The organism is Alistipes dispar (genome assembly GCF_006542685.1).
Taxonomy (GTDB): Bacteria; Bacteroidota; Bacteroidia; order Bacteroidales; family Rikenellaceae; genus Alistipes; species Alistipes dispar.
In genome coordinates, this window is sequence record NZ_AP019736.1 from 1,328,498 (window position 1) to 1,350,613 (window position 22,116).

General features: G+C 62.5%; 13 protein-coding genes. 10 read left to right on the forward strand and 3 right to left on the reverse strand.

All coding sequences use genetic code 11. The features are described 5' to 3' along the window. Entirely contained in the window at window positions 1-1,143 is a 1,143-nt protein-coding gene (locus FME97_RS05780) for a dTDP-glucose 4,6-dehydratase (RefSeq protein WP_141428302.1), read from the forward strand. A gap of 65 nt (window positions 1,144-1,208) precedes the next feature. Here the strand turns inward: FME97_RS05780 and pth are convergent, their stop codons facing one another. Continuing rightward, window positions 1,209-1,772, reverse strand: a complete 564-nt coding sequence (gene pth / locus FME97_RS05785; protein ID WP_141428303.1) for an aminoacyl-tRNA hydrolase — start codon at window positions 1,770-1,772, stop codon at window positions 1,209-1,211. Window positions 1,773-1,785: 13 nt separating this feature from the next. After that, a complete protein-coding gene (locus tag FME97_RS05790; protein ID WP_141428304.1) occupies window positions 1,786-2,361 on the reverse strand; it encodes a 50S ribosomal protein L25/general stress protein Ctc in 576 nt (191 codons plus the stop codon). A 301-nt stretch (window positions 2,362-2,662) separates the two neighbouring features. Between FME97_RS05790 and FME97_RS05795 the strand changes: the two genes are divergently transcribed. Continuing rightward, window positions 2,663-3,973, forward strand: a complete 1,311-nt coding sequence (locus FME97_RS05795) for a GIN domain-containing protein (RefSeq protein ID WP_141428305.1) — start codon at window positions 2,663-2,665, stop codon at window positions 3,971-3,973. Window positions 3,974-4,117: 144 nt separating this feature from the next. Here the strand turns inward: FME97_RS05795 and galE are convergent, their stop codons facing one another. Continuing rightward, window positions 4,118-5,146 (reverse strand): UDP-glucose 4-epimerase GalE, encoded by a 1,029-nt coding sequence (gene galE / locus FME97_RS05800; RefSeq protein WP_141428306.1) that lies wholly within the window; start codon window positions 5,144-5,146, stop codon window positions 4,118-4,120. A 276-nt stretch (window positions 5,147-5,422) separates the two neighbouring features. Between galE and kbl the strand changes: the two genes are divergently transcribed. The 8 genes from kbl to FME97_RS05840 all read left to right on the forward strand — a co-directional run bounded on the left by kbl (window position 5,423) and on the right by FME97_RS05840 (window position 22,090). Further along, window positions 5,423-6,610, forward strand: a complete 1,188-nt coding sequence (kbl, locus tag FME97_RS05805) for a glycine C-acetyltransferase (RefSeq protein ID WP_141428307.1) — start codon at window positions 5,423-5,425, stop codon at window positions 6,608-6,610. A 9-nt stretch (window positions 6,611-6,619) separates the two neighbouring features. After that, window positions 6,620-7,093, forward strand: a complete 474-nt coding sequence (locus tag FME97_RS05810; protein WP_141428308.1) for an Lrp/AsnC family transcriptional regulator — start codon at window positions 6,620-6,622, stop codon at window positions 7,091-7,093. A gap of 1,111 nt (window positions 7,094-8,204) precedes the next feature. Next, a complete protein-coding gene (locus FME97_RS05815; protein WP_141428309.1) occupies window positions 8,205-10,490 on the forward strand; it encodes a hypothetical protein in 2,286 nt (761 codons plus the stop codon). A gap of 72 nt (window positions 10,491-10,562) precedes the next feature. Beyond that, window positions 10,563-12,428, forward strand: coding sequence for a hypothetical protein (locus FME97_RS05820; RefSeq protein ID WP_141428310.1), 1,866 nt, complete (start codon window positions 10,563-10,565; stop codon window positions 12,426-12,428). A gap of 154 nt (window positions 12,429-12,582) precedes the next feature. Continuing rightward, complete coding sequence (locus FME97_RS05825; RefSeq protein ID WP_141428311.1) at window positions 12,583-15,792, forward strand: SusC/RagA family TonB-linked outer membrane protein; 3,210 nt, start codon at window positions 12,583-12,585, stop codon at window positions 15,790-15,792. Window positions 15,793-15,805: 13 nt separating this feature from the next. Beyond that, window positions 15,806-17,440 (forward strand): RagB/SusD family nutrient uptake outer membrane protein, encoded by a 1,635-nt coding sequence (locus FME97_RS05830; RefSeq protein ID WP_141428312.1) that lies wholly within the window; start codon window positions 15,806-15,808, stop codon window positions 17,438-17,440. Between the two features lie 43 nt (window positions 17,441-17,483). Continuing rightward, window positions 17,484-19,976 carry a hypothetical protein gene (locus FME97_RS05835; RefSeq protein ID WP_141428313.1) on the forward strand — a complete coding sequence of 831 codons (2,493 nt, stop codon included), beginning with the start codon at window positions 17,484-17,486 and terminating at the stop codon, window positions 19,974-19,976. Between the two features lie 95 nt (window positions 19,977-20,071). After that, entirely contained in the window at window positions 20,072-22,090 is a 2,019-nt protein-coding gene (locus tag FME97_RS05840; RefSeq protein ID WP_141428314.1) for a S8 family peptidase, read from the forward strand. The last annotated feature ends 26 nt before the right edge of the window (window positions 22,091-22,116 follow it).

Below are 22,116 nucleotides of genomic sequence, written 5' to 3' on the forward strand. Positions count from 1 at the left end.
ATGGATTTCAAACGCAACATCATCATCACGGGAGGCGCGGGCTTCATCGGAAGCCACGTGGTACGTCTTTTCGTCTCGAAATACCCCGATTACCGGATCGTCAACGTCGATAAGCTCACCTACGCGGGCAACCTCGAGAACCTCCGGGACGTGGAACGGGAACCGAACTACGTTTTCGTCAGGGCCGATATCTGCGATTACGAACGCATGTCGCACCTGATGCGGGAATACCGGGCGGACGGAGTGATCCATCTGGCTGCCGAAAGCCATGTGGACCGCTCGATACGCGACCCCTTCACCTTCGCGCGGACGAACGTATTGGGCACGCTCGCGCTGCTCGAGGCCGCGCGGGTGTACTGGGAATCCTGTGGGGAGGGATACGACGGGAAATTGTTCTACCACATCTCGACCGACGAGGTGTACGGGGCTTTGGAGATGACACGGCCCCAGGGCATCGAACCGCCCTTCTCGACCTCGGCATCGAGCGGAGAACATCATTCGGCCTACGGCGAGGAGTTCTTCTCCGAGACTACCAGATACAACCCTCACTCGCCCTATTCGGCCTCGAAGGCCTCGTCCGACCACTTCGTAAGGGCCTACCACGACACCTACGGCATGCCCGTGATCGTCACCAACTGCTCCAACAACTACGGCCCCTACCAGTTCCCGGAAAAGCTGATTCCGCTATTTATCAACAATATCCGAAATCGGAAACCGCTGCCCGTATATGGAAAAGGAGAGAACGTCCGCGACTGGCTCTATGTCGAGGACCACGCACGGGCTATCGACACCATATTCCACAGGGGAAAGGTCGCAGAGACGTACAACATCGGGGGATTCAACGAGTGGAAGAACATCGACATCGTAAGGGTGCTCATCCGCACGGCGGACCGTCTGCTGGGAAACCCAGAAGGATATTCGGACGACCTGATCACGTATGTCTCCGACCGAAAGGGGCACGACCTGCGATATGCCATCGACTCGCGAAAACTCCAGAGAGAACTGGGGTGGGAGCCTTCGCTGCAGTTCGAGGAAGGAATCGAGAAAACGGTCCGCTGGTACCTCGAAAACCAAGCGTGGCTCGAAAATATCTCCTCCGGAAAGTACCAAAAGTATTGCGATAATGCGTACGGAAAAAGATAGCCCCGACCCTTCCCTTCACCGCACGGCGAACCCGTCCGTCCTCCCTTCTCCGCGGAAGGCCGCGGTCACTTCTTGTTGAAAAAATTCATCGTCGTAGCCACGCCGGCCGTCGCGAACGAGCGGATCGCATCGACGAACACCTTCAGCCGTCCGGGCATCGCCTCGCGCTCGGCGTCGGTCCATTCGCCCAGCACGTATTCCACCTGATGTCCTTTCGGGAAGTCGCCGCCCACGCCGAAACGCATCCGGGCGTACTCCTCCGTACCGAGCAGTTCGGCGATGTTTTTCAGCCCGTTGTGACCTCCGGCACTCCCCTTCGGGCGCAGGCGCAGCGTGCCGAACGGCAGGGCGATGTCGTCCGATACGACGAGCAGGTTCTCCGGAGCGATCTTCCCGGCGTCCATCCAGTAGCGGACGGCCTTGCCCGAGAGATTCATGTAAGTCGAAGGCTTGAGCAGCACGAGTGTCCGGCCCTTGTATTTCACCTCGGCGACGTCGCCGTAACGCGCCGTGGTAAAAACAGCGTTGGACGCCTCTGCGAGGGCGTCCAACACTTTGAATCCGATGTTGTGACGGGTTTCGGCGTACTCGGCGCCGATATTCCCCAATCCAACGATGAGGTATTTCATACGCGGTCAGCGGCTATTTGCCCTCGGCGGCAGCGGCTCCGCGCGAAGCGCGCGTAACGCGGACGGCGCAGACGGCGGTCGTGGCGGGCGTCACGAACCGGAGGTTCTCGAACTGGAGGTCGCCTACGAAGATCGTCTTGCCCACGCCCAGCGGCGTCACGTCCACGACGATCTCGTCGGGCAGGTTCTCCACCAGAGCGCTCACGGTCAGCTTGCGGGCCGACAGCGTCAGCTTGCCGCCGACCTTCACACCCTCGGCGTTACCCGTCAGGCGCACCGGAATGGCGATCGAAACGGGCTTGCCGGCGGCCACGCGGTAGAAATCCAGATGGAGAATCTCCTCGCGCACCGGATGGAACTGCGCCTCGCGCAGCACGGCCTGCTCCTTGCTGCCGTCGAAGTCGAACTCGACGATATACGAATTGGGGGTGTAGATCAGCGGTTTGATCTCGCGGGGATCTACCGAAAAGGCGACCGTCTCGCCGTTGCCGCACAATACGCAGGGAATCATGCCCTCGCGGCGCACGGCCTTGGCCGCCTTCTTGCCGAAGTCGGCGCGCTTCACAGCCTTTACCGAAATGGTTTTCATGGTGTTGTGTTGTTATTTGGTTAATGTTTCCACCGGCGGTTCTCAATGCGGCCTGAAACGGCCGCATCCCACATCCGCCTGTCTTTCGGGCGGCAAAGTTAGTGTAAATAACTGAAAATTAAAAATCGGCGACGGAATTTTCCCGGAAAAATTTCCGGTTCGGATTTAAATTCCGTATCTTTGAAATCGTCCGCCGGACCGGATCCGGTCCGGCGGATGCGACAGCGGCGTATCCGCGGAGAGGAATGCGCCTCCCCTCCGGACGACGGCGCACCGAACGGACACCTAAAATACAACCGATATGAAAAAACGACTGCTCCCCCTGCTCTGCCTCCTCGCCTGGACCGCCGCGGAGGCGAAAACGCCCCTCCGCACCGCGGCGGAACCCGCCGCTGCGGAAAACCGATCCTCCGCGACGGAACATGCGGCGACAGGATACGTCCCGGCAGGATACACCGCCACAGGATACACCGCGGCGGAATCCGGTAACGGCAGGCGGCGGACCCGGACGCTGAAAGGCAGCGGCCGGATGGAAACGCAGCAGCGCGGCCGGGCGGGCAACTACCACTCCCTGCACGTCTCGCGGGGAATCCGGGTCACGGTCGATCCGGCCGCATCGGACATTCTCGTCACGGCCGACGACAACGTGATCGACCACGTGACGGTCGAAGGACGGGACGGCGACCTGCGCATCTCGATCGACGCCCAGTCGGTCAGCAACTGTTCGGTCTCGGCCGTCGTACCCGCTTCGAAGCGGCTCGAGACGCTTCGCGCCACGGCATCGGCGCAGATCGTCTGCAAAGCCCCGGTCGGAAGGCATTCGGCGGTGCTCCTCGCCTCCTCGGGCAGTTCGATCGAAGCCGACGTCGAGACCTCCGACCTGCAACTGACGCTCTCCGGATCGAGCCGCTTCGCGGGAACGGTACGCACCGGAACCGGCACGGTCGCCGCCAGCTCCGGCTCGCGGATCCGAACCGACCTGCACTGTTCGGGAACGGGCGATATCCGGCTGACGAGTTCCTCGGCTTTCGACGGTTCGGTGCAGACGGGCGGCGGGCAGATCACGCTGTCGAGCGGCTCGCGTTTCAACGCCCCGGTCAGGAGCGACGGCACGCTGGACATCGTCGCCACCTCCTCGTCGCGTTTCGAAGGACCCGTATCGGCACCGGACACGCGCCTGATGCTGTCGAGCGGCGCAGCCTTCCGGGGCGCCATCCGGACCGGATCGCTCGACGCGACGGCCTCCTCCTCGTCGCGCCTCGACGGAGCGATGACGGCCGAACGGGCCGAGCTGACGGCCACCAGCGGCAGCGCGATCCGCGGTGAATTTTCGGGAGAGCGGTTCGAGGCGCAAGCCACCAGTTCGGCCCGCATCGAGCTTCTGGGCGACGCCCGCGTCTCCGCGGGCAGCGTATCGGCCTCCTCGGGAAGCCGGTTCGATGCGCCGGACCTGCGGGTGGCCGACTATTCGATCAACGCCACGTCGTCGAGCCGGGCCGTCGTATGGTGCACGCGCCTGCTGAAGGCCCGCCATTCGTCGGGCGCGCTGATCGACTACGGAGGCGAATGCAGGGTGGAGGACGCCAATTCGGGGCTTCGGAAACGGCCGTGACACGCCTCCCGGAACGCTGCGGCAGGGAGGGTCCACGCCCCGCACACGACGAACGCCGGACGGAATTTGCTTGTAAAATTCCGTCCGGCGCCGTACTGTCGTCCTCGCCCGCCGAAGGACCGGGACGGGAAATCCGGAAACCCGCTACTCGATGCCGCGCAGGCGCTTCTCCCACTTCCAGGCCGAAGCGAGCGTCTCGTCGAGCGTGCGCTCGGCCCGCCAGCCCAGCTCCGTGTTCGCAAGGGTCGGGTCGGCCCAGATGGCGACGATGTCGCCCTCGCGGCGGGGTGCGATCCGATAGTTGAGCTTCAGGTGATTGACCTCCTCGAAACGGTGCACCAGTTCGAGCACCGAGACGCCGCGGCCCGTGCCGACGTTGAAGACCTCGTACGGCTCCGCGCTCCGGTTCCCGATCATGCGGCGGATCGCGGCGACATGCGCGCGGGCCAGATCCACCACGTCGATATAGTCGCGGATGCACGATCCGTCGGGAGTCGGGTAGTCGTCGCCGAAGACCGAAAGGCACTCGCGCAGCCCGGCGGCCGTCTGCGTGATATAGGGCACGAGGTTCTGCGGCACACCGCGCGGCAGCTCGCCGATCAGGGCCGAGGGATGCGCGCCGATGGGGTTGAAATAGCGCAGGGCGATGCCCCTCATCCCCTCGTAGGCTCCCACCGAGTCGCGCAGGATGTCTTCGCACATTTGCTTGGTGTTGCCGTAGGGCGAGGTGGCCGGCTTGCGGGGCGTGCGCTCCGTGACGGGCTGCCTGTCCGGTTCGCCGTAAACGGTGCACGACGACGAGAAGACGATGTTCCGCCGCCCGAACTCGCGCATCAGCGAGATGACGTTCATGAACGAGGTGAGGTTGTTGCCGTAATATTCGAGCGGCTTGCGGACCGACTCGTTCACGGCCTTCGACGCGGCGAAATGGATCACCGAGTCGAACTCGTACCGTTCGAAGACCCGGCGGAACGCTTCGCGGTCGCAGCAGTCGGCCTCGACGAAGGGGATCTCCGTCCCCGTGATGCGGCGGATCCCCTCGACGGCGGCGATGTCGCTGTTCGAAAGGTTATCGACGATGACCACGTCGTAGCCCGCGGCGATCAGCTCCACGGCGGTATGCGATCCGATGTAACCGGCGCCGCCGCTGACCAAAACACACGATTTTTTCATAGTGTCGCATTTAGTTGTTCGAATTCCAAAGATAGGCAAATTTCCGCGGGACGGCAAGGGCGGCGCGGGAAATTTCATCCGTCCCGGGCGGGACGGAAACACCGCGCGGCGCCGGCTTCCCGCCCCGTCCGCGGGGCTGCGACGGACGGCAGGTTACGATCCGTTACCCGCCCCGGTGAAAAAAGCGGCGCGAAAGTGGCTGTTTTCGGGAAATAATCGTATATTTGTAACAGATTGACACTTCACAGGCGATCTTTCATCAAAAAATTAACGGATATGTACGGGAAAATCAAGGAACACCTGCAGCGGGAACTCGCCGAAATCGAGGCTGCGGGGCTTTACAAGAAGGAACGGATCATCGAGTCGCCCCAGCGGGCCGAGATCGAGGTGGCAGGCCGCAAGGTGCTGAACTTCTGCGCCAACAACTACCTCGGACTGTCGGACAACAAACGCCTGATCGAAGCGGCCAAGCAGGCCATGGACCGCCGCGGCTTCGGCATGTCGTCCGTGCGTTTCATCTGCGGCTGCCAGGACATCCACAAGGAGCTGGAAAAGGCCGTCTCCGACTACTTCGGCACGGAGGACACGATCCTCTACGCCGCCTGCTTCGACGCCAACGGCGGCGTGTTCGAGCCGCTCTTCACCCAGGAGGACGCCATCATCTCCGACGCACTCAACCACGCCTCGATCATCGACGGCGTGCGTCTGTGCAAGGCCGTGCGCTACCGTTACGCCAATGCCGACATGGCCGAACTGGAGGAGTGTCTCAGGAAGGCGCAGGCCCAGCGGTTCCGCATCATCTGCACCGACGGCGTGTTCTCGATGGACGGCAACGCCGCACCGCTCGACAAGATCTGCGCACTGGCCGAGAAGTACGACGCGCTGGTGATGGTGGACGAGTGCCACTCGGCCGGCGTGCTGGGCAAAACGGGCCGCGGCATCACCGAACTCTACGACCTGCGCGGGAAGGTGGACATCCTGACCGGCACGCTGGGCAAGGCCTTCGGCGGCGCCGTGGGCGGCTTCACCACGGGCCGCAAGGAGATCATCGACATGCTGCGCCAGCGGTCGCGTCCCTACCTCTTCTCCAATTCGCTGCCCCCCGCCGTCGTGGGAGCCTCGATCGAAATGTTCCGGATGCTCGCCGAAAGCGACGAGCTGCACGACCGGCTGGTGGCCAACGTCGAACACTTCCGCCGGGGAATGCTCGACGCCGGGTTCGACATCAAACCCACGCAGTCGGCCATCTGCGCCGTGATGCTCTACGACGCCAAACTCTCGCAGGACTTCGCCGCGAAGCTCCAGGACGAGGGCGTTTTCGTCACGGGCTTCTACTATCCGGTCGTGCCGAAAGGCGAGGCGCGCATCCGCGTCCAGGTCTCCGCAGGCCACACGACCGAGCAGCTCGACCGTTGCATCGCCGCCTTCATCAAGGTCGGCAAGGAGTTGAACGTACTTAAATGATCCCCCGCCATGCCTAAGGTAGCACTCGACGCGATAGATCGCAAAATCCTCAAATACCTGATAAAGAACGCGCGGATGCCTTTTCTGGAGATCGCGCGCGAATGCGGCATTTCGGGAGCCGCCATCCACCAGCGCATCCGCAAGCTCGACGAGGCGGGCGTGATTCTCGGCAGCCGGCTCGTCGTGAACCCCAAGATGATGGGCTTCGACGTCTGCGCGCACGTCAGCATCACGCTGCGCGATCCGAAACTGCTGTCGGAAGCCATCGAGGAGCTGAAGAAGGTTCCGGAAATCGTGGAATGCCACTTCATCACCGGAGCGGGCAACATCCTCGCGAAGCTCTACTGCGTGGACAACGAACACCTGATGCGGACGATTTTCGACGGCATCCTGCACATCCAGGGCCTCGCCTCGACCGAAACCATGATCTCGCTGCAGGAGGTTTTCCAGCGCGAAATCAACATCGACTTCATCGAGGAGTGACGCCCCCGGGACCGCCGAACCCGGTCCGAAGCGTTTCCGAATACCACCCCGAACACTCCGGGGTGGTATTTTTTCGGCGGACGGAACCCTCAGCCCGCCGGACATTTCCCTAATATAAATAGGTATCCGCCCGAACCGCCCGCCCGTTTCTTCTCCGCCCGTTCAGCACGTTCCGCAGTCCTTTCACCCGTGCCGATACACCCTTTCAGCCGATCATTGCGCCCGTTCGGCCGATTCCTTCCGGCCGTTCCGACACCCTTCCGGCGGAATTTCCGCACCCGAACGAGCGGTCCCGCCGGACCGGACGGGTCTTTTCCGCCTTCCCGTTCTTCCCGGCGGTCCGGCGGTTTCCGGCCCCGGGGCCCGAAGAAATCCCCGCTACATTCCGCCCGGTCTTCCCTCCGGTCCCCCGGCCTACGTATCATAGAACACACGGAATCAGGCCGAATCCGGTCCTTCGGCGCCGGTCTCGGCAAAAAAACGAGAAAAATGCATTTTCCGTCCCGAAGTCGGCGCACCCCTCCGCACCGAAGAGTGTCCCTCGTGCGGACGCTCCCGGCGGCATACCCGGATAAACGACTAACACACAGCCCGGAACGACGGCCGGAAAACGGTCCGTAACGACCGGAAAACGGTTCGGAAAAGGACGGTATTTCCCAGTTTAGAAATTACATATTTAAGGGTAAATATTGATTTTCACAAACTTTTTGTCGAATTTTGCCCTGCAACAGCTCCGAAATGAAAGGCGGTCACTTGCATAATTCAAATCTGTTCCCTATATTTGGACGACATATTTGATGCGGAAGCGCAAGTTTATTCTCACAGTGGAATCTGGAAAATTCAATTGGAGAGAGAATGAGCTGACTCCTTTCTACGTTGTACCCGTCTCTTCGGATACAGGCGTGGGGCTGTTGCTTATTTTATCTCCAAGGTATTCCAGAACCTCACTGTTAAAATAAGTCTTCGGCACCACGCTTCCTTTTTTTTAAAACCCTTATTTCTGCTTTCGCGGTGCAGTGAGCATTTTCGCCCTGCGGCGGTTCCGGCCGCCGCGGGGCCGGACAAGGACAAACCCGGTCGGGATTCCCGGCCTTCATAAATCATCAGCTCTATGAAGAAATTCTATCCGTGGTGCCTGCTGTTCTCCGTATTGGGAATGTGCAGCTTTTTGTGGTCGTCGTGCTCGGACGACGGCGACGACGACACTCCGCCTCCGGGAGGAGGGGAAAACTCGTTCGTTTACGAAGGAACCGAGAGCAAAATCGGCTCTGTTGTCTATCAGGTCGATGAAACGGGCAAAACCTACACGTTCTACTTCTCGCCCACAGAGGGCCTGCTCGACCTCGACGCCATGCTGCTGGCCGACGACTACATCAAGATCGAAACCGACACCCCGACGGGCGACATCGACCTGCTCGCCGAAGGCAATTCGCTGCTTTACAAGAAGGTGGACATCTCCGCCGCCTCGGCCGACAACACGGCCAAAAGCACGCTGTCGTTGCAACTGACCTCGCTGACGACGGTCAAGATGACCCTCGACGCCGCCATGAAGTCCGGCGAGACGCTCACGGCCTCCTACAACGGCACATGCTCCCGCCACAGCGAGCAGAGCGGGCAGGGCGAAGGCATCGTCCTCGATACGCCGGTGTTCAGTTGGTGGCTGGGCAGCGAGAAACCCGCCTCGGGCGCCAACGACTACTACATCGCCGTAACCGACGCGCCCTACACGATCCAGAGCGGCGTTCAGGCCGCGCTCACCGAGCCGGGCTACATGCTGGTCATCGACTGCTACCTCGACAGCGGCGAGAAGTGGAAGACCTTCCCCACGGGCGTCTTCAACGAAAGCCCCGGGCTGGAGGACCACACCTATTCGTTCGACAACAGCTTCGTGCTCTACTTCGACGGAACGAACTACAACCAGATGCACCTCTCGGGCCCGATCACGATCTCGCGCGACGCGCAGAACATCGCCAAGATCTCCACGACGTTCCTCGACGAGGACGGCATCGTCGGCGAAGCGGGCACGGAGTATCCGATCTCGTTCGAGGGCGACCTGCGCGTGGGCAACGGCACGACGCTGCCCACCATGCCGCACCTGATGCACGACATCGAGTTCAAGGGCGTATATGCCCAGGGCGTGTACAGCGGCGACGTCTATGACACCGGCGGCGGCATGATCGAAATGACCTTCTACGACGAGAAGGGCGACGCCGGCGAGCCCTTCGGCTATGCGGTGAAGCTCACTGTCATCGGTCCGAAGTTCCTGGACCCGAAGAAGGAACGCAAGCTCACCCCCGGCACGTACACGGCCGCCACGACCTACAAGAAGGATACGTGGATGCCGGCCGCCGAAATGACCATCCTCGGCATGGTGATCCCCATGGGAACCTACGCCGCCTATGACGACCAGACGCAGAACGGCCAGTACTCGTACGGCTCGGAGGGCACGATCGAAATCGAGGAGCTGGCCAACAACCGTCACCGCGTCACGTTCGAAATCGAGGCGCAGACGGGCTACGTGTTCAAGGGCAGCTTCGAGGGCGACATTCCGCTCGAGGACCAGTCGGACGACAGCGAAGACGACGGCTCCTCGACGCTCACCGAGGATCTCGACATGGACCTGAGCTACCTGGAGAAAGCGCACTGCTTCCCGCAGACGCAGATCTTCGTCCCCGGACTGGGCACGATCGACGTGGCCGATCTCACCACCGTCACTCCGCCCGCTCCGGAAGCCTGCGGCTACCAGTTCATCGACCTCGGTCTCGCCACGGGAACCTACAAGCATGATCCGACCGGCGAATACAACGATCCGGGCAAACTCGTCGAGGGCGACATCGTCCGTCTCGACCTGCTCGTGGAGCCGGGCGACGAGGGCAAGATCACTCCGGGAACCTACACCCTCTCGCCGAACCGCTATCCGGCCCAGATGCGGCCCGGTGTCGCACTCCGCGGCTACCAGGGCGGCGAAGGCCATATCGGCACACGCTGGCTGGGCATCGGCAGCGCGATCGGCAACGGCTATCCCAAATACCACAGCGATCCGGATCACATCGTCATCGACGGCTGGCTCAACATCGCCTCAATGAAGGGATACGCCAGCATCTACGAAGGAACCGTGACGATCACGAAGGCCGAGGGCGGCGAAAACTGGTTCACCTTCGAGGTGGACGGCGAGGACGTGCTGCACCACAGCATCACGGGCACGTGGACCGGTCCGGTCGTGCTGGGCGACGGCGTCACCCCGGTAGTCTCCTCGGGCAAGGAGTTCAAACCCGCGGCCGCGGCCGCACCGGAGGCGAAACCCGCGTCCGAAAAGCAGCGCTTCCCGACGATGCGCGACGCCGCGGACTCGAAACCCGCACAGGCCCTCCCCGCACGCCGGCTCTCGCTCCGGTAGAGGAACCCCGAAACGGCGCGGGTGCGGCCCACCCGCGCCGTTACACCCAAAAACCTTTAAACCCTCTTGCTTATGAAAAAGAGCTATCTTTCGGGACTACGCGTCCTGACCTGGGCGATGCTGCTCGCCGCCGGAAGCTTCGTGTCGTGCTCCGACGATAACGAAGGCAAGGACGGCCCGACGCCCCCGCCCGATCCGGTCGAGCTGAACGACCAGTTCGAATACGACGGAGGCGATCCCGTGGACATCAAGTCGGCGATCTACGAGGTGGAGGACACCGACCTCTACACGTTCTACCTCTCGCCCTCGAACGGCGTGACCGGCATGGACGACATGACCGCGGTGAACGACTTCCTGCGCATTGCGGTCCGCAACCCCAAGGGAACCGTCAATACGGAGACCGACGAGTTCGAGATCGCCTACAAGGACATCGCGGTGAACAGGAACACGCTGAAGACCGACGTCGAGAAGGTGTCGCTGCAGGCCGACCTGGTCGCCGAGACCTCGACGCTCAACCTCCATGTCGAGGTGACGATGAAGTCGGGCAAGACGCTGCTGGCGCGGTACAACAACACCTGCACCGAGGCCGTTCCCGCCGAGCTGACGAACCAGTACGAGCTGGACAAGACGGTGACCGGCATCGGAAGCGCCGTCGAATGGCACGACGCCGCGGCCGCCGCGACGACCTACTGCTTCTATGCCGATCCCGACGTGACGGCCCCCTCCGAGGAGACGGCCGGCTTGCAGATCACGGTCGCCGACGGCGTGGAGACCGCCGAAGTCGATCTGGCGACGGCCGACGCCGAAAAGATCCGGATCGCATGCGGCGAGTTCGAGAGCGGCGAAGGCATGACCGGCACGCTCTCCCTGGCCAAGTCGGGCTCGAAGCTCACCCTGACGCTCGACGCCGAGAAGGGCGCGAGCCGTCTGCGTGCCGCCTATGCGGGCGATCCCGTCGTGGGCTACGCGAGCACGAACAGCCTGACGGTGACCGAGGGCGAAACGCACGAGACGAACGATCTGAAGAAGGTGTTCCTCTACCAGAGCGCCGCCACCAACGTCCTCACATTCGGACAGGTCGCCGATGCCGAGGCTCCCGCCGGACTGACGAAGGGCCATTACGCCGTCTCGTTCAACCTCTCGACCTCCCAATTACAGGGTGCGACGGTCGATTTCGGAAAGCAGGAGGCACAGGTGCGGATCTTCGACTACCGGGCCTACCGGACATGGGACAACGCCAAAGTCAAGGGCGCGACGGGTACGGTGACGACGATCCAGGCCGGCGAGCGGACCTACCTGCGCTTCTCGGTGGAATTCCCCGAGGGTCCGAAACTCGAAGGCGAATGGTTCGGAACGTTCACGACCGTCAAGGAGGAGACCGACATGACGCCCGTCGAGCCGTTCCGCCCCCGTGTCTCGATCAAGTCGGAGACGGGCGAAACGCTCCTGGACTGGGAAGTCACGGCGCTGGAACTGCGTCACGACACGAACTTCCGCGACTCGAATACGGGCGACATGATCGACGCGGCCTACATCTTCTATTTCCGGACCGACAAGACCGAAGACAACTTCGGCATCGACGGTCTCATCGGAACACCCATGTTCCGCCTGCCCGACGCGTACGTCGGAAGGGACAACTTCGATCTGACCGAAGACGCCGAATGCAAGTGGGCGTTCAATTTCAACAACTCGAACCTCAGCCGGTACAGCACGGGATACGGATGCAACAACTCCTGGATGAAACAATGTCCCAACGAGGCCACCCTGACGGTCAAGAAGAACGACAAGGAGTGGGAATTCACCTTCACCATGCTGGACTACGGAATGTTCGGTTACACGGAACAGGGAACCAAAAACGTTCTGACGATCGAATGGAAGGGTCCGGCCACCAAATACACCGGATCCCAAAAGAACGACATGACCGACGCGGACTATTGAAGCATTAAAGTAAACTGCCGCTGAAAACAGCCCCTCTCTCCGGATTCCGGCCCGGCGGCCGGACCGGGGGGGGGATTTTCAGGGCCTTTCCCGAAGGCGGCGGGTCCCGCGGCCGGCACTTTCGGGCGCAAACGCAATTTCCAAACTTTTCAATATGACAAGAAAACTCCTCATCACACTGACGGTCACTCTGGGCGTCTGCTTCGCGACTTTCGCGCAGCAGCTCCGGATAACCGGCACGGTCAAGGACCACACGGGCCTGCCCGTGGCGGGCGCGACCATTCTGGTCGGCGGCTCGGCATCCGGAACCACCTCCAACGCGGACGGCAGTTTCGTCATCGAAGCCCCCGAAGACGGGACGCTGCTCGTCTCGTTCATCGGCTACCAGTCGCAGCAGATCGCCGTGGCCGGGAAGACGCACATCGACATCGTCCTGAAAGAGGACGCGCAGGCCATCGACGACGTGATCGTGATGGCGTTCGGTACGGCCAAGAAAGAGGCCTTCACCGGTTCGGCCGCCGTCATCAAGTCGGACGACATCGCCAAGTCGCAGCAGTCCAACGTGGCGCAGGCTCTGGCCGGAAAGGTCGCCGGCGTGCAGATCGCCAACACCTCGGGACAGCCCGGCTCGAGCCCCTCGATCCGCATCCGCGGCTTCAGTTCGCTCAACGCCGGCAACGACCCGCTGTGGATCGTGGACGGCATGCCCTATTCGGGCGATCTGAACAACCTCAACCCGAACGACATCGAGTCGATGACCGTGCTGAAGGACGCCGCCTCGAACGCCCTGTACGGCGCCCGCGGCGCCAACGGCGTGGTGATGGTCACCACCAAGAAGGCCAGGTCGCGCGAAGCCGTGGTCACGGTGGACGCCAAATGGGGCGTCAATTCGCGCGCCGTCAAGGATTACGAGTACATCACCAACCCGGCGCAGTTCTACGAAACGCATTACGGCGCCCTGAAGAACTATTACCTCAGCTCGGACATGAGCGCCATGGAGGCCCACAACAAGGCCAACCAGAACCTCACGGGTGCGGCCGGCGACGGCGGTCTGGGCTACATGATCTACACGCTTCCCGAAGGGCAGCAGTTCATCGGCATCAACGGCAAGGTCAATCCGCTGGCCACGCTGGGCCGCCGCCTCGTTTACAAGGGCGAGGAGTACTACGTCCGTCCCGACGACTGGACCGACGCCGCTTACCGGACCTCGCTCCGCCAGGAGTACAACGTCAGCATCAGCGGATCGGGCGAGAAGACCTCGGCCTATGCCTCGTTCGGCTACCTCGACAACGAGGGCATCGTTTACAACTCGGACATGGAGCGCTTCACCAGCCGCCTGAAGATGGACTACCAGGCCAAGAAGTGGCTCAAGTTCGGCGCCAACGCCACCTATTCGCGCTACCGCTACAACCAGATCGACGACAGCGGCGCCAGCAACTCGTCGGGCAACGTCTTCGCCTACACGACGACCGTCGGCCCGATCTACCCGCTCTACATCCGCGACGGCGAGGGCCGCATCAGGTACAACGAGGACGGCATCAAGCTCTACGACTACGGCAACGGCGACAACGCCGGCATGGAACGTTCGCTCTTCACCAACAGCAACGCCCTCTCCGAGTCGCGCCTCAACAAGCAGGAGAGCGAAGGCAACGCCTTCAACGGCACGGCCTACTTCGACGTCACGTTCCTCAAGGACTTCAAGTTCACGTTCAACGCCGGCGTGACGCTCGACGAGGCGCGCTCGACGATCTACTACAACCCCTACTTCGGGCAGTTCGTCAGCGAGGAGGGCCTGCTCCAGAAGGGCCACCAGCGCCAACTGGAGTACAACACGCAGCAGATTCTGAACTACACCAAGCAGATCGGCCCGCACAACATCAACGTCATGGCCGGCCACGAATACTACAACTCCGTCGTCTCCGTCCTCTCGGCCGGCAAGAGCCACATGCTCACCGACGACAACGACGAGCTGGCCGGAGCGATCATCGACAAGCAGTCGGCCGCGTCCTACCGCACCGAGTACAACAACGAGGGTTACTTCGCCCGCGTCATGTACGACTACGAGAACAAGTACTTCTTCTCGGCCTCCTACCGCCGCGACGCCTCGTCGCGCTTCCACACCGACCACCGCTGGGGCAACTTCTGGTCGCTGGGCGGCGCGTGGATCATCAGCCGCGAAGGCTTCATGGCCGGAACCGAGAAGTGGCTCGACAACCTCAAGCTGAAGGCCTCGATCGGTTCGCAGGGCAACGACAACATCGGCGACTTCCGCTATACGGACACCTACTCGATCAACAACGCCAACGGCGAGGTATCGACCGTCTTCAAAGACAAGGGTTCCGAGAACATCACCTGGGAGACCAACTCCAACTTCAACGCCGGCGTGGAGTTCAGCTTCCGCCAGGGCCTCGTATCCGGCGGCATCGAGTACTTCCTCCGCAAGACGACCGACATGCTGCTGGCATTCCCCGTGCCGCCTTCGAAGGGCTACTCCTCCTACTATGCCAACGTGGGCGACATGCGCAACAGCGGTATCGAGATCGAGCTGAACTTTACGCCGATCCGCCGCGAAAACCTCGTCTGGGACATCAACCTTAACATGACGCACCTGCGCAACAAGATCACCATGCTGCCGCCCGAACGCCGCAACAAGCAGGTCGAGGGGTACTACGGCTACGTCAGCGGCACGAGCTTCTACGGCGAAGGACTTCCCATGTACACCTTCTACATGAAGAAGTATGCCGGCGTCTCGGAGGACGGCAAATCCATGTGGTACATGGACGAGACCGACGGCAAGGGCAACCCCACGGGCAAGCGCGTCACGACCACCGAGTTCGCCAAGGCGTCGGACTACCTCTGCGGCGACCCCATTCCCGACCTCTACGGCGGCTTCGGCACGAGCTTCAGCTACCGCGGCTTCGACCTGAGCGTGGCCTTCACCTACCAGATCGGCGGCCTGGCCTACGACTCGGGCTATGCGGCGGCCATGTACTCGCCGGCCAACAAATCGACGGGTATGAACTGGCACAAGGACATCCTCAAGGCATGGAGCCCGGAGAACCCCTCGTCGGACATCCCGCGCCTGCAATACGAGGATCAGGACCAGAACGCCACCTCCGACCGTTTCCTCATGGACGCCAGCTACCTGAACCTGCAGAACATCAACGTGGGCTATACGCTGCCGGCGAAGTTCACGCAGAAGTTCGGCGTGGACCGCCTGCGCATCTACCTCGCCTGCGAGAACGTCTGCTACTGGTCCAAGCGTCAGGGATTCGATCCCCGCTACTCCTACACGGGATCCACTTCCCAGGCCGCCTACTCGCCGGTACGCACGATTTCGGGCGGTATCAATATCCAATTCTAACGCTTTTCCGCATATGAAAAACATTCTCAAAATATCGGCCGCGGCGGCAGCCATGACCCTCGCGCTGAGCGGCTGTATCAAGGATGCCACGCCCACGCAGATCGCCACCGAGGACCAGGTGACGCTCGAGACGCTCGTCCGCGGCATCCCGGCGGCCCTCGTCATGTATAACTCGACCGGCTATGCGCAGGACGGCGCCGCATGGGACTTCTCGCTGCCGGCCATCCACCTGGCCACGGAGTCCATGACGGGCGATCTGGTCGTTACGGGCAACATCGGCTACGACTGGTTCACGCAGTGGGGAACCAACGTATCGCTCGGTTCGGATTACGCCGTGGGCGCGCTCACGTGGGACAACTACTACACGTGGATCATGATGGCCAACAACGTCATCAAGCAGATCGACGCCTCGGACTTCTCCTCGCTCGACGCCACGCAGCGCTCCTACCTGGGCTTCGCCTACACCTACCGGGCCATGTTCTACCTCGATCTGGTGCGTCTGTACGAATTCAAGGAGAACACGGTGACCGAAGCGCCCGAACTGCTGGGGCTGGGCGTGCCCGTCGTACTGCCCGAGACCACCGAGGCCGAGGCCAAGAACAACCCCCGCGCCAAGGTCGATGACATCTACGACAAGGTGATCTTCCCCGATCTGGACAACGCCGAGGAGCTGCTCGAGAACTACACCGCGCCCGACAAGTACACGATCAGCCTGGCGCTGGTTTACGGACTGAAGGCCCGGGCCTGGCTCGAGCGGGGCACGGCCAAGAACGACGCCGAGTCGTACCGCCAGGCCGCCGAGTACGCCCGGCAGGCCATCACCGCCAGCGGCTGCACGCCCCTGACGCAGGAGCAGTGGGAAGACCCCACGAACGGCTTCAACAGCGCCACGTCGAACGATGCCTGGATCTGGGGCCTCGCCCTGCCGAGCGAGAGCGTCGCCAACCTCTTCTGCTTCACCGTGCACATGAGCTGCGAAAACGACTGGGCTCCCTACCACGCCGGCCGCGGCATCAACCGGAACCTCTATTACAGCATCGACTCGCGCGACTTCCGCCGCCACTCGTGGCTCGACCCCGACCGCAGCTCCTACGCCTACAAGAGCTGCCGTCCCGACGCCGACACCTACTTCAAGGAGTCGCTGGCCGACTTCGCCAACATCAAGTTCCGCCCGGCGCAGGGCGCCTATGCCGACTACAAGGTGGGCGGCGCGGCCGACCATTGCTGCATGCGCGTCGAGGAGATGTACTTCATCGAGGCCGAGGCCACGGCGCAGGCCGGCGACCTGGCCGGCGGCATCCGCCTGCTCAACGAGTTCATGACCTCCTACCGCATGATGAACGGCGCGACCTACGACTGCACGAGCAAGTCGGGAACGCTCGAAGGGTTCATCAACGAGCTGATGCTCCAGAAGCGCATCGAGTTCTGGGGCGAAGGCATCGTCATGTTCGACATGAAGCGGCTCGACATGTCCAGCAAGCGCGGTTACGTCGGGACCAACGCGCCCTCGTCGTACCGCCTCAACGTCGAGGGACGCGCTCCCTACTGGAATTTCGTAATCATCCGCTCCGAGACGCAGAACAACCCCGTCATCGCCACGCAGAACAACCCCGACCCGTCGGGACTGGTCGAGCCGTGGAAGGGCTGACCTGCTGCGCAAAAATGCTTACTAACATTTAAATCAGCGAATTGTGAAGACACTCAAATACATCTTATGGGCATTCCTGGCGGCATTCGCGGCCGTCGGCTGCTCGGACGACCCGACCTACACGGCCGGCTCCGAGGAGGACCCGGATAACTACGGCGTCTATTTCCCGACCCAGACTTCGCCGACGGAGGTGGAGCTGGATCCCGCGGAAGAGCCCGAGATCACCTACAAGGTCCGCCGCACCCGGTATCTCGACGCCATCACGGTTCCGGTCGAGATCACGACCAGCGCGGAGGAGATTTTCGAAATCGAACCGATCGTCTTCGGTCCGGGCGAGGAGGAGACCGAATTCACCGTCTCCTTCCCCAACGCCAAGGAGGGCGAGACCTACACGTGCGACATCCGCATCGTAGATCCGCACTACATTTCGATCTACGGTCCCAGGGCGACGAGCCTTTCGTTCTCGGTGCTCCGCGCGGGCTGGGAGCTGGTGACCGAAGGGGAAGCGACCAAAGGCAAATGGCGCGACGAGGTGATCGGCGACATCTACTCGATGGACGTCTCGACGTTCAACCCCTACCCCGAAGTCGAGGTCGAAATCTACCAGCGCACGGACCTTCCGGGCTACTACCGCGTGAAGGTCTATAACAGCGCCCTCGTCACGGCGCTGGTCGGCCAGCAGATGAACGTCCAGAGCCGCGACGTGTGGACGATCATCGACGCCCGCGACCCGAACAGGGTATTCCTGCCCTACCAATCGACCGGACTGACGCTCAACTCCGGCGACGGCGAGCTCAAATTCGCCTCCAACGTGGCCGAGAACTTCGTCATGGAGGAGTCGGCCGGACAGTACGGCACGCTCAAGGACGGCGTCATCACCTTCCCGGCGCAAAGCATCCTGCTCGAACTGGAGAAGGAAGCGGGATCGTTCTTCTACGGCAACCGGAACGGAATGCACCGCATCCTGATGCCGGGCGTCGTGATTCCCGACTACACCGTGACGCTCGCCAAGAGCGAACCGAAGGAGGGCGTCGTGGAGATCGCGGCGACCTTCGCGGCGGACGCCCGGGAGATGAAATACGCGGTGTTCGAAGGCGTGCTCGACGACGGACAGGCCAGCCTGACGGCTCAGGACATGGACAAGAACAAGGACAATCCGGACACGTTCCAGGGTTCGATCACCGAATCCGGCACGATCCGCGTCGAGAACAGGCAGACGGGCAAATACACGCTCGTGGGCTGCATCTACGACGAGGAGGGCACGATGCGCTCCTACGCCTTCGTATCGTTCGGCTACGTGGCCGCAGACGACGAAAAGCCGGTGATCCTCACGGTGGGTCTCGAGGCCACCAACGAATATGCGGGCCAGGGGCTGACATCGGACAACTCGGCGAAGTTCTACGCCTACGGCGAGGGAATCGAATCGGCCGTCTATGGACTGTTCCGCAGCAGTCGGCTCGAAGGCATCGACAAGAACGCGCTGCTGGACAGCCAGGGCACGCCCTTCACCGAGGAGCAGCTCGCCCAGCTCAACGACAAACACTTCAGCGTCATGCTGACCGGCCTGAACGGCGACAGCGAGTACACGCTGCTGATGCGCGCCAGCAACGGCTACATCAGCGAGATCAAGGAGGCCGCCTACAAGACCACGGGCACGTACAACCCGGCCATGGAGGATTTCGTTTACGAAGACTTCCTCTCCGCCGAGGAGCAGCCTTCGGTCGAGAAGCTCAGATCGACGGCGTGGAACTACTACGCCATGGACCTGATGGATTACTCCTCGGAACAGCCGATGCGCCGGAAGATCGGCACCGTGACGATGACCGACAACCCCGAGATCACCGCACAGGCGGGAGGCACGGTGCTGAACGTGGACGGCCTCTCGGGCATCGACTTCGAGAGCGGCGGTTCCGTATTCGGCTTCTACATCCCGGGCAACCAGACCTTCGACGGCTACAACGGCGTCCTGGCGCTCTACACCGACAAGGACCTCACGCCGGCCACCTACAAGGGAAAAAGCACGATCCTCGGTTTCACGCCGCTGGAATCGCCCACCTCCATCTATTACGGTTACGGTCTGTTCGTGGGCGCCGTCGCCGACGGATACCTCTACTGCGTACCGTCGCCCGCAGGCGTGCAGCAGGGGCTTACGTTCAATTACTTCTTCACCGGAACGACCAGCGAGGTGTTCAGCATGATGACCGAGATGATGCTCGTCGATCCCGAAAAGGACCTCGGCGGAGAGCTCCCGAGCGCCGCATTGCAGCGCATCGCCGAACTGCGGCGACAGGCCGTGAAGGCTTTCGCCCCGCGGAACTGCGTCGAGCTGCCCGAGTTCAGCGGCGGCGCGGGCTGCACGGGCCCCGCGAAACCGGTTCTTCCGGGAAATCTCGCGGTGAACCCGATGCCGGCATCGGCTCCCTCCGTGAAGCGGGCCGACGCGGCGACGACCGCCGCAGGTCCGGCCGCCGGAGGCGCTTCGGCGCCGGGCGACTTCCGGAAAACGGGCGTGCGGGCCGAAAAAAGACTGAAATAACCGTCCGGGAAGCGGCCGGAGGTTCGGCATGATGCCGGCCGCTTCCCTTTTTCAGACGATAACGACATGCCGACCATTCTCAACAAAACAAGTATATGCAGAACACCAAGAAATTTCTGATCTTCGCATCCCTGCTGTTCGCGGCCTGTACGTCCGATCCGCTCCAGGAGCCGGCAGGCACGGCCGGCGACGCCGGGGAAACGGCCGTCTCCAAGATCTGCAACACCTCCGCCCATGCGGCCCGGGGAACGCTGATCGCCAAATTCGACGACGAGGCCGTCCCCACCCTCGAGCAGGCCGCCGCGCAATACGCCGCGACGCGCAGCGGCGGCGCCATGACGCGCTCGGGCATCGCCCCGGTCGACGAGATTCTCGCCGACCTGCACGTCACCTCGCTCGAACGCGTCTTCCCCGACGCCGGGGAGCACGAGGCGCGCACCCGCGCGGCCGGACTGCACAGGTGGTACGTCCTCGCATTCGACGAGGAGCAGGACCTCGACGAAGCGGCCCGCCGGCTCGCCGCCGTGGCCGAAATATCGAAGATCCAGTTCAGCGTCAAACGCCGGAAGGCCTTCGACGGCAAGGCCTATCCGTTCCGCGAGGAGCCTCGCGGCGCGACCCGCGGTCTGGTCCGGTCGGACTTCAACGACCCGAACCTCTTCTGGCAGTGGCACTACATCAACAACGCCGACCAGGCGGTGGCCACCACCGCGCTCGCCGGAGCCGACATCAATGCGGCCGACGCCTGGAAACTCACCGGAGGCGACCGCCGGGTCATCGTGGCGATCGTGGACGAAGGGGTGAAATACACCCACCCCGACCTGGCGGCCAACATGTGGACCAACCCGAACCCCTCGAAAGAATACGACTATCAGGACATCCACGGCTGGAATTTCGCCGCCGACGCTCCGATCTCGTGGGACCGGGTCGAGACGCTGCCCAACGGCCAGAAGGACGGCGATTCGGGACACGGCACGCACGTCGCGGGCACGGTCGCCGCGGTCAATAACAACGGGCTCGGCGTAGCGGGCGTGGCCGGAGGCACGGGCAACGGCGACGGCGTGCAGATCATGTCGTGCCAGATCTTCTCCGGCTCCACGGACGCCACCGACCTCATCGTGAGCCGCGCGATCAAGTACGCCGCCGACCACGGAGCCTCGATCCTCCAGTGCTCCTACGGCTACGAAGGCGCGGGCATCCGGTCGGACCGCGAATACGAGAAATCGGCCCCGCTGGAGGTCGAGGCGATCCGGTACTTCCTCGCCCAGAGCAACTGCAAGGCGATGGACGGCGGCCTGGCCGTTTACTCGGCGGGCAACGAATCGAAGCCCTACTCCGACTACCCGGGCGGCTACCGCGACTGCATCTCCGTCACGTCGTTCTCGGCCGACGGACTGCCGGCCTACTACACCTGCTACGGTCCCGGCTGCAACATCGCGGCCCCGGGCGGCGAGACGGGCGGCCTGAGCGGCGGCGAGAAGGCCGGCGTGCTCTCGACGCTCTGTTCGGAGATCAGCGGAACGGACTACGGCTACATGCAGGGAACCTCGATGGCCTGCCCGCACGTCTCGGGCGTCGCCGCGCTGGGCCTCTCCTATGCGCTGGCCAAAGGCAAGCACTACACGCGCGAGGAGTTCGTCTCGATGCTCCTCACCTCGGTGAACGACATCGACGCGCGGCTCGAGGGAACCAAGACCACGGGTGCGACGCTCAACCTGGAGGACTACCGCGGCAAGATGGGCACGGGAACCGTGGACGCCTACCAGTTGCTCATGCAGATCGAGGGAACGCCCTGCCTGAAGGTCTCGACCGGCAGGCTGGAGCTCATCACCCTCACGCAGCACTTCGGCGGATCGGCCCAGAACCTGACCTACCGGGGCGTGGAGATCGCCAAGGAGGACATGGAGAAGCTCGGCATGACGGCGGAGCCTGAAATGTACAACGGCCAGTTGATGATAAAATGCACGAAACCGGGTGTCGCACGCATCACCGTCAAGGCGGTCGGCGGCGGCAACCGCCCCGGCTCGGAGACGATCATGGGCGGCATCGAAATCTCCAAGGAATTCGCCGTCATCGCCCGGGAAACGGGAGCCGAAAACGGAGGTTGGTTATAAACGACAGTAGCACACTAAAGAATCCA